Source organism: Streptomyces sp. SID486 (genome assembly GCF_009865385.1).
Classification (GTDB): domain Bacteria; phylum Actinomycetota; class Actinomycetes; order Streptomycetales; family Streptomycetaceae; genus Streptomyces.
This window is the reverse complement of sequence record NZ_WWJT01000432.1, coordinates 1-8,513: the sequence shown is the minus strand read 5'-3', so window position 1 is coordinate 8,513 and position 8,513 is coordinate 1. Positions and strand designations below refer to the sequence as shown.

Here is an 8,513-nt window from a genome sequence, read left to right as displayed (position 1 = left end):
TGTCAGCGGCGACCCCGCCGCAGCGGCGCGGGCCCGCGCCGCTGCGGCGGTGCTGCTCGGGCCGTGAGGGCGGACGCGGACCGCGCGGCGCGCCGCCGGCCCGGGGTCAGAGGATCACGTGCGGCAGGAAGCGGGCGTACTCGTCCGTGATCAGGCCCGCGGACTCGCGGATGCCGAGGCCGGCCGACTCCTCGCCGACCACCCAGGCGCCCAGGACGACGTGGTTGCCGTCGAAGGCCGGGAGGGGCGCCAGCTGCTGGTAGCAGCAGGGTTCGTCGCGCAGGACGGGCGGCGCTCCCGCCTCGTGCACGGTGACGCCCTCGCCCTCGCGGCCGAGCAGGGGCTTGGCGACGTAGCCGGCCGACCCGGCCAGTTCGCGGGGGCCGTCCAGGTAGGCGGGCAGGAGGTTCGGGTGGCCGGGGTACAGCTCCCAGAGGACCGCCAGCAGGGCCTTGTTGCTGAGCAGCATCTTCCAGGCGGGTTCGATCCACAGGGTGCTGCCGGTGCCGCCGCCGTTGTCGAGGGTGTCCAGGACGTGCCCGCCGAAGGCGTCGGTGGTCAGCCACTCCCAGGGGTAGAGCTTGAAGATGCCGCGGATGAACCGGAGCCGGTTGTCGACGAAGCGGCCGGAGAGGGTGTCCCAGCCGATCTCCTCGACGGCGAGCCAGTCGGTGGTGAGGCCGGCCTGTTCGGCGGTCTCCTTCAGATAGGCCACCGTCATCAGGTCCTCGCCGAGTTCGTCCACGGCGGAGTGCGCGAAGTGCAGCGGGCTGCCGGGCGGGAGGAGCGCGGCCTGCGCACGCCAGGCCGCGACCAGCCGTTCGTGCAGGGAGTTCCACTGGTCCGCGCCGGGGAAGCGTTCCTCCATCCAGAACCACTGCGGGGAGGCGGCCTCGACCAGCGAGGTGGGGGTGTCGGCGTTGTACTCCAGGAGCTTCGCCGGCCCCGTCCCGTCGTAGCGCAGGTCGAAACGGCCGTAGACCGAGGGGAGTTCGGCGCGGCGGCGCCATGCCTCGGTGACCGCCCCGGCCACCCGCGGGTCGGTGATGCCGAGGTCGGCGAGCCGGTCCTCGGCCACCATGTGCTCGGCCGCCGCCAGGCACATGCGGTGCAGCTCCTCGACGGTCTCCTCCAGCGCCTCGACCTCGTCCAGGGTGAAGACGTAGTAGGCGCTCTCGTCCCAGTACGGGTACAGGGAGCCGTCGGGCCGGCGGGTGAGCGGGTAGATCAGCCCCTGCTCCTCGACGGTCCGCTGCCAGCCGGGGCGGGGGGTGATGGTTCGGCGTTCCATGTGTCCGCTCCGGTCAGCCGCCGGAGCTGCCCTTGCCGCCGCCGAAACCGCCGCGGTGGACGCCGCTCCCGCCGTGGTGGTCGTCGTCGTCCGAGGAACCGCCGCCGGAGCTGCCGCCCGAGCCGCCACCGGACCTGGTGAAGGAGCCGCCGTCGACCCAGCCGCTCTTCTCCTTGCCGCCGTAGTACCAGGCACCGTCGGGCTGCTTCGTGACGCCCTTCCTGGCGGACTTCCTCCCGCCCGTCGACGTCCCGGAACCGCCGGAGGTCTTGCAGTTCTTGTCGGCGACGACCTTGTAGCCCTTGTCCAGGCTGTAGCTGTCGCGGTCGACGCAGCGCTTGTCCGGGTCGGACGAGCAGGCGGTGAGCGCGGTGGCCAGCAGGCCCACGCTGCCGAGGACGACCGTGCCGGACCGGAGTCGCCTGCGTGACTGTGCCATCGTGTGTCTCCCCCGTCGGATGCGCTGTGCGGCGCCAGCCTAGAGACCGTTCCCGGCCACCGCACAGGGACCCCCGCGATCTCCCGCTCGCCTAGAGTCGCTTCGTGCTTTTCGGAATGATGTGCGCTCTGGGCGCTGCGGTCTGTTTCGGTACGGCGACGGTGTTGCAGGCGGTGGCCGCGCGGGCGGCCGGCGCCGGCGGGGAGGGGGGCGGTGACGCGGCGCTGTTGCTGCGGGCCCTGCGGCAGTGGCGGTACCTCGCCGGTCTGGCACTGGACGGGCTGGGTTTCCTGCTCCAGATCGCGGCCCTGCGCTCCGTGCCGATCTACGCCGTGGGCGCCGCGCTGGCGGCCAGCCTCGCGGTGACGGCGGTGGTGGCGGCGCGGCTGCTGGGGGTCCGGCTGAGCGGGCTGGAGTGGGGCGCGGTGGGGGTGGTGTGCGCGGGCCTGGCCATGCTGGGCCTGGCCTCGGGCGCCGAGGGCGAGCGGAGCGGGCCCGCCTGGCTCAGCTGGGCGATGGTCGCGGTGGCGGTCGGGGTGCTGCTGCTCGGCGGGATCGGCGGACGGCTCTCCGGCCGCAGCCGGGCACTGCTGCTGGGGCTCGGCGCCGGGTTCGGGTTCGGCGTGGTGGAGGTGTCGGTACGGCTGATCGGCTCCCTGCGGCCGGCGGACCTGCTGGCCAACCCGGCGACGTACGCCCTGCTGATCGGTGGCGGCGCCGCGTTCCTGCTGCTCACCTCGGCCCTGCAGCGGGGCTCGGTGACGACGGCCACCGCCGGCATAGTCATCGGCGAGACCCTCGGCCCGGCCGCGGTGGGCGTGATCTGGCTCGGTGACCGCACCCGGGAGGGCCTGACGTGGCTGGCGGCGCTGGGATTCGCGGTCGCGGTGGCGGGGGCGCTGCTACTGGCCCGGTTCGGAGAGGCACCGGAGACACCGCAGGAAGGGTGAGCCGCCGGATCAGGCGCTCGTCGGATCGCGAGATCGTCCCTTTCCGTAGGGCGCGAGGGACCTTCGCGCCCTATGCCATGCCGCTCCTTGTCTAGGGTCACGGCAGCACCCGGCACAGTGCCTCCAGTGCTCCCGCCCACGCGCTGTCCGGGGGTGTGCCGTAGCCGACCACCAGCGCGTCCAGGGGGCGGGTGGTGGCCTCGGGGTGCCGGTGGTGGGCGAGGCCGTGCAGGGCCAGCCCCTGCCAGGCCGCGGCCCGCACCACCGGCTCCTCGGTGCCCGGGGGCAGCCGCAGGACCGCGTGCAGACCGGCCGCGATGCCGGTGACCCGTACCTCCGGTGCCCGCTCGGCCACCGCCGCGGTGAGGGCGTCGCGGCGGCGCCGGTAGCGCAGGCGGGCCGAGCGGACGTGCCGGTCGTAGGCGCCGGAGGCGAGGAACTCGGCCAGCGTCAGCTGGTCGAGCACCCCGCAGGTGTCGATGTGCCCCTTGGCCGCGGTGGCCTCCTCCGCCAGGGACGGCGGCAGCACCATCCAGCCCAGCCTGAGGCCGGGCGCGAGGGACTTGCTCGCGGTGCCGAGGTAGACGACCCGGTCGGGGTCGAGTCCCTGGAGGGCGCCGACGGGCTGGCGGTCGTAGCGGAACTCGCCGTCGTAGTCGTCCTCCAGGACCAGCCCGCCGGTGCGCCGCGCCCAGTCCACGACGGCCGCCCGCCGGTCGGGACGCAGGGCCGTGCCCATCGGGAACTGGTGGGCGGGGGTGAGCAGGACGGCCCCCGCACCGCCCGGCGCGCCCGGGTCGGTGCCCAGGTCGTCGTACGGCAGGGCGGCGGTCGCGAGGCCCGCGTCCCTCAGCAGGTTCCAGTGGACGTCCAGGCCGTACGACTCGACGGCCACCGTCCGCGTGCCGCGGGCCCGCAGGACGGTGCCGAGGACGCGCAGGGCGTGCGCGAAACCGGCGGTGATCACGACGTTCTCGGGGGTGGCGCGCACGCCACGGGCGCGGGCGAGGTAGCCGGCGAGGGCGGTGCGCAGTTCGGGGCGCCCGCGCGGGTCGCCGTAGCCGAGGGCGTCGAAGGGGGCGGCGGCCAGGGCCCGGCGGGCGGCCTTGAGCCACTCGGCGCGGGGGAAGGCGGCGAGGTCGGGGACGCCGGGGATGAGGTCGTAGGCGGGCCGGCCGGGGACGCGACGGTGGCGCGCGGTGTCCGCGGGGCGGACGACGGCCCGTTCCGCGACCCGGGTGCCGGAGCCCTGCCGGGCGGTGAGCCAGCCCTCCGCCACCAGGTCGGCGTAGGACTCGGCGACGGTGTTGCGGGCGACGCCGAGGTCGGCGGCCAGGGAGCGGGAGGAGGGCAGCCGGGTGCCGGGGCCGAGCCGGCCGGAGCGCACGGCGTCCCGCAGCGCGTCCGTCAGGCCCCGGCGCAGACCGCCCGGCGCGTGTGGTTCGAGGTGCAGGTCGACACCCGAAGTGGCCCACTGATTCGCCATGGAAATGGACCATACTCCTGGGCTGCCCGGCTCCTAGGGTCGAGTGCATGAGTACTGCACAGGACATCGCACAGGACACCGTCGAGTACGCACCCGAGCACGCGCCCCGGCTGAACTGGGCCGAGCACTCCCCCGAGGTCTACAAGGCGATGATCCGCCTGGACACGGCCGCCAGGCGGGGCCTGGACCCCAAGCTGTACGAGCTGGTGAAGATCCGCGCCTCGCAGGTCAACCACTGCGCGTTCTGCCTCGACATGCACACCAAGGACGCCCTCGCGGCCGGCGAGAGCGTCGAGCGGATCGTCCAGCTCGGCGCGTGGGAGGAGTCGCGGCACTTCTACACCGAGAAGGAGCTGGCGGCGATCGAGCTGACCGAGGCGATCACCGTGCTCACCGACGGGTTCGTGCCGGACGAGGTGTACGAACGGGCCGCCGGGCAGTTCGAGGAGGCCGAACTGGCGCAGCTGATCGCCGCGATCACGGTGATCAACGCCTGGAACCGGTTCGGTGTGAGCACGCGGATGGTCCCGGGCCACTACCGGCCGGGCCAGCACAAGTGAGCCGGGCGGAGGCGTTCCGCGCGCTGCACCTGCGCCGCGCCCAGGGCGACCCGCTGGTGCTGCCCGGGCCGTGGGACGCGGCCAGTGCGCGGGTCCTCGTGGCGGCCGGGTTCCCGGCACTGGCCACGCCGAGCGCGGGGGTGGCCGCCTCGCTCGGGTACGAGGACGGGGCCACCCCGGCCGACGAGATGTTCGCGGCCGTCGCCCGGATCGCGCGGGCGGTGGACGTGCCGGTGTCGGCGGACGTCGAGGGCGGCTACGGGCTGGCTCCGAAGGAGCTGGTCGAACGGCTGCTGGAAGCGGGTGCCGTGGGCTGCAACCTGGAGGACTCCGACGGGGGCGTCCTCAGGGACGCGCACGCCCACGCCGCCTTCCTCGCCGAGGTGCGGGCCGCGGCCGGCGCCGGGCTGTTCGTCAACGCCCGCATCGACGTCTTCGCGCACGGCGACGGTGATCCGGAACGGGCCATCGAGCGTGCCGCGCTGTACCGGTCGGCGGGCGCCGACTGCGTGTACCCGATCCTCGCCCCGACGGCCGTGGTACCGCTGCTGCGGTCGGGGATCGCCGGCCCGCTGAACCTGCTGGGCCGGCTGGACGGGGACGGCCCCTCGCCCGCCGCGCTCGGCGAACTCGGGGCCACCCGCGTCACGTTCGGCCCGGGACTCCAGCGGCGGGCGTCGGCCGTGCTGCGGGAGACCGCGGCCGGCCTGCTCCCGTGAGCCGGGTCAGGGCAGCCACTTCTTCCACACGTCGGGGTGGCTGTCCACCCACTTCGCCGCCGCGTCCTGCGGGCTCAGCTTCTGCTCGGCGATCATCAGGGAGACCTCGTTCTGGTCCTCCGTCGTCCACTTGAACCTCTTGAGGAAGGCCGCGGCCTTGCCGCCGGAGTGCGCGAAGCCGGCGTTGAGGTACTTCTGCAACGGGGTGTGCGGGTAGGAGCAGGCGACCTTCGCCGCGTCCGCGTCGCAGCCCTCCTTGTACGGCGGCAGCTTCACCTCCGTCATGGGGACCTTCTCGAACAGCCACTGCGGCGAGTACCAGTACGTCAGGAAGGGCTTCTTCTCCTTGGCGAACTGCTTCATCTGCGTGATCTGCGCCGCCTCGGAACCGGCGAAGACGACCTGGTAGTCCAGCTTCAGGTTCTCCACCAGGGCCTTGTCGTTGGTGACGTAGGACGGGGAGCCGTCCATCAGCTGGCCCTTGCCGCCGCTCTCCGCGGTACGGAAGAGGGAGGCGTACTTGTCGAGGTTCCGCCAGTCCGTGATGTCCGGGTGCTGCTTGGCGAGGTACGTCGGCACGAACCAGCCGATGTGCCCGGTCACCCCGAGGTCGCCGGCGGGCGCGATCGTCTTCTTGTCGTCGACGTACCGCTTCTGCTGGTCCGGGTGGCCCCAGTCCTCCAGGAGGGCGTCGACCCGGCCCTGGCTGAGCGCGTCCCAGGCGGGCACCTCGTCGACCTGGACGGTGTCGACGCGGTAGCCGAGCTTGTGCTCCAGGATGTACTGGGCGACGGCCACGTTGGACTGCGCGCCCACCCAGGACTGCACGGACAGGGTGACCGTCTTCGCGCCGCGGGCGTTGGCGAACGGGCTGGCCTGCTTGGTCATGTCGGCCGCGCCGCAGCCGGTCAGCAGCGCGAGCGCGGACGCTCCGGCGGCCACCGTGAAGGTCGTACGGAATCGCATGTCACGCTCCCTTCTTCGGGCGCCGTGCGGTGGGCTGCGTCACCCGGTCCAGCATCAGGCCCAGGCAGACGATGGCCGCGCCGGCCACCAGACCGGTCGCCAGGTCGCCCTGGGCGAGGCCGAAGGCGACGTTGTAGCCGAGCGCACCGCCGCCGACCAGGCCGCCGATGATGACGACGGCGAGGACCAGGACCACGCCCTGGTTGACGGCGAGCAGCAGCGCGCGCCGGGCGAGCGGGAGCTGCACCTGCCACAGCTGCTGCCGTCCGGTCGCGCCGAGCGAGCGCGCGGACTCCAGCGCCGCCTGGTCGACCTGGCGCAGGCCCTGCGCGGTGATCCGGACGACGGCGGGCAGGGCGTAGACGACGGCCGCGGCGACGGCGGGCGCACGGCCGACACCGAAGAGGGCGACGACCGGGATCAGGTACACGAACTGCGGCATGGTCTGGAAGACGTCCAGGACGGGACGCAGCACGCGTTCGACGCGGTCGCTGCGGGCCGCGGCGATGCCCGTCGCGAGGCCGAGGACGAGGGTGACGGCGACGGCGGCCAGCACCTGGGAGAGGGTGTCGAGCGACGGCTCCCACACGCCGAGCACGCCGATCGCGGCCATGGCGAGGACGGCGGTCAGCGCGGTGCGCCAGGTGCCGATCAGCCAGGCCAGGGCGGCGACGATCAGCAGCACCGACCACCAGGGCAGCCACTGCAGGCCGTCGCGGACGGGGTCCAGGATCCAGGTGGTGAAGTGGGCGGCCCAGTCGGCGGTGCCGCCGACGACCGGGACGCCGGAGTAGAGGTGGTCGGTCATCCAGTCGACGGCGCGGTTGACCGGTTCGGCGATGTCCAGGGTCCAGCCGTCGGGCCAGTCCAGTGCGCCGAGGAGGCGGGTGGCGAGGGCCGCGGCGACGGTGACGGCCAGGGCGTAGGGCCAGCCGATGGTACGGGGGCGGTCGGCCGCCTCGGTGCCGTCGCCGGCCGCGGCGGTGACGCGGTCCAGGACCACGGCGAGCAGGACGATCGGGATGCCGGCCGCCAGGGCCGCGCCGACGTCCACGGAGGCGAGGGCCTGGTAGACGCGGTCGCCGAGGCCGCCCGCGCCGATGACGGCGGCGATGACGGCCATGGACAGCGCCATCATGATCGTCTGGTTGAGGCCGAGCAGGAGTTCCTTGCGGGCCAGGGGGATACGGGCGGTCAGCAGCCGCTGGCGGTGGGTGGCGCCGAGCGACTCCACGGCCTCCAGGACTTCGGGGTCGGCGCCGCGCAGGCCGAGCGCCGTGAGGCGGGCCATCGGCGGGGCGGCGTACACGACGGTGGCGAGGACGGCGGCGGGGACACCGATGCCGAAGACCAGGACGACGGGGAGGAGGTAGGCGAAGGCCGGGAGCACCTGCATGGTGTCCAGGACCGGCCGCAGGGCGCGGTCGAGCCGGTCGGAGAGGCCGGCGGCGAGGCCGAGGAGCGCGCCGACGACCACGGAGGCGAGGACCGCCACGACCATCAGCGCGAGGGTCTGCATGGTGGGGATCCACATGCCGAGGGCGCCGCAGGCGAGGAAGGCGACGGCCGTACCGGCGGCCAGGCGGACACCGGCGACCCGCCAGGCGAGCAGGGCGCCGAACGCCGTGACGCCGGCCCAGCCCGCGGCGAGCAGGACGAGGTAGACGGCGCGGACGGCCAGGACGACGGCGTTGCTGACGTGGCCGAGGAAGTACAGGAACAGGGGGTGGCTGTCCCGGTTGTCGATGACCCAGTCGCTGGCCGTGGTGAGCGGTCTGTCGAGGCTCACGGTCAGCTCGTGGGGCCAGGTGGCGCCGGGCCAGTGGGTGGCGGCCCAGGGCGCGAGGACCGCGGCGACGAGCGCGAGCAGGAGGAGCTTGCCCGCGGCCCGGCTCTTCAGGACGCGGGATTCGGCACGGCCGGAGGCCGGGAGGCTGAGCGTTGCCATCAGACGGCCTCCGGGCTGGTGCGGGAACCCTCCGGGCTGGTGCGCGGAGCGGGCCGGGCGGCTTGCCGGCGCCTGCCGGGGGCCGGTCCTTCCTTCGGTCCGTGTGCCTGGCCGGCGCCCGGGCGGCCCGCGGGGGCGGGGGCGGGGGCGGCGC

The 8,513-nt window shown here is 74.1% G+C and carries 8 protein-coding genes; 3 read left to right on the top strand and 5 right to left on the bottom strand.

Features of this window, described 5'->3' with window-relative positions:
- Window positions 1-106: 106 nt before the first annotated feature.
- Both GT045_RS20590 and GT045_RS20585 read right to left on the bottom strand, forming a co-directional pair.
- The gene (locus GT045_RS20590) at window positions 107-1,291 is read right to left on the bottom strand and encodes a glutathionylspermidine synthase family protein (protein WP_161335047.1); all 1,185 of its coding nucleotides are present in this window, start codon (window positions 1,289-1,291) and stop codon (window positions 107-109) included.
- A gap of 13 nt (window positions 1,292-1,304) precedes the next feature.
- The gene (locus tag GT045_RS20585; RefSeq protein WP_161289701.1) at window positions 1,305-1,730 is read right to left on the bottom strand and encodes a hypothetical protein; all 426 of its coding nucleotides are present in this window, start codon (window positions 1,728-1,730) and stop codon (window positions 1,305-1,307) included.
- Window positions 1,731-1,846: 116 nt separating this feature from the next.
- On the opposite strand from GT045_RS20585, the gene GT045_RS20580 reads away from it, so the two are divergent.
- The gene (locus GT045_RS20580) at window positions 1,847-2,680 is read left to right on the top strand and encodes a hypothetical protein (RefSeq protein ID WP_161335048.1); all 834 of its coding nucleotides are present in this window, start codon (window positions 1,847-1,849) and stop codon (window positions 2,678-2,680) included.
- A 97-nt stretch (window positions 2,681-2,777) separates the two neighbouring features.
- Here the strand turns inward: GT045_RS20580 and GT045_RS20575 are convergent, their stop codons facing one another.
- Window positions 2,778-4,166: a PLP-dependent aminotransferase family protein gene (locus tag GT045_RS20575; RefSeq protein ID WP_161335046.1), complete on the bottom strand. Its 1,389-nt coding sequence runs from the start codon at window positions 4,164-4,166 to the stop codon at window positions 2,778-2,780.
- A gap of 47 nt (window positions 4,167-4,213) precedes the next feature.
- Here GT045_RS20575 and GT045_RS20570 point away from each other — a divergent pair, with 47 nt between their 5' ends.
- A complete protein-coding gene (locus tag GT045_RS20570; protein WP_161335045.1) occupies window positions 4,214-4,726 on the top strand; it encodes a carboxymuconolactone decarboxylase family protein in 513 nt (170 codons plus the stop codon).
- Window positions 4,723-5,445 carry an isocitrate lyase/phosphoenolpyruvate mutase family protein gene (locus GT045_RS20565; RefSeq protein ID WP_161335044.1) on the top strand — a complete coding sequence of 241 codons (723 nt, stop codon included), beginning with the start codon at window positions 4,723-4,725 and terminating at the stop codon, window positions 5,443-5,445. The genes GT045_RS20570 and GT045_RS20565 overlap by 4 nt, the downstream gene beginning before the upstream one ends.
- A 6-nt stretch (window positions 5,446-5,451) precedes the next feature.
- Here the strand turns inward: GT045_RS20565 and GT045_RS20560 are convergent, their stop codons facing one another.
- Complete coding sequence (locus GT045_RS20560; protein ID WP_161289964.1) at window positions 5,452-6,411, bottom strand: ABC transporter substrate-binding protein; 960 nt, start codon at window positions 6,409-6,411, stop codon at window positions 5,452-5,454.
- Between the two features lies 1 nt (window position 6,412).
- Window positions 6,413-8,359 carry an ABC transporter permease subunit gene (locus GT045_RS20555; RefSeq protein ID WP_202515449.1) on the bottom strand — a complete coding sequence of 649 codons (1,947 nt, stop codon included), beginning with the start codon at window positions 8,357-8,359 and terminating at the stop codon, window positions 6,413-6,415.
- Between the last annotated feature and the right edge of the window lie 154 nt (window positions 8,360-8,513).

What these genes read in the sequence shown, in the direction of transcription:
- GT045_RS20590 (WP_161335047.1), bottom strand. Translation starts at nt 1,291, where the DNA reads ATGGAACGCCGAACCATCACCCCCCGCCCCGGCTGGCAGCGGACCGTC.
- GT045_RS20585 (WP_161289701.1), bottom strand. Translation starts at nt 1,730, where the DNA reads ATGGCACAGTCACGCAGGCGACTCCGGTCCGGCACGGTCGTCCTCGGC.
- GT045_RS20580 (WP_161335048.1), top strand. Translation starts at nt 1,847, where the DNA reads ATGATGTGCGCTCTGGGCGCTGCGGTCTGTTTCGGTACGGCGACGGTG.
- GT045_RS20575 (WP_161335046.1), bottom strand. Translation starts at nt 4,166, where the DNA reads ATGGCGAATCAGTGGGCCACTTCGGGTGTCGACCTGCACCTCGAACCA.
- GT045_RS20570 (WP_161335045.1), top strand. Translation starts at nt 4,214, where the DNA reads ATGAGTACTGCACAGGACATCGCACAGGACACCGTCGAGTACGCACCC.
- GT045_RS20560 (WP_161289964.1), bottom strand. Translation starts at nt 6,411, where the DNA reads ATGCGATTCCGTACGACCTTCACGGTGGCCGCCGGAGCGTCCGCGCTC.
- GT045_RS20555 (WP_202515449.1), bottom strand. Translation starts at nt 8,359, where the DNA reads ATGGCAACGCTCAGCCTCCCGGCCTCCGGCCGTGCCGAATCCCGCGTC.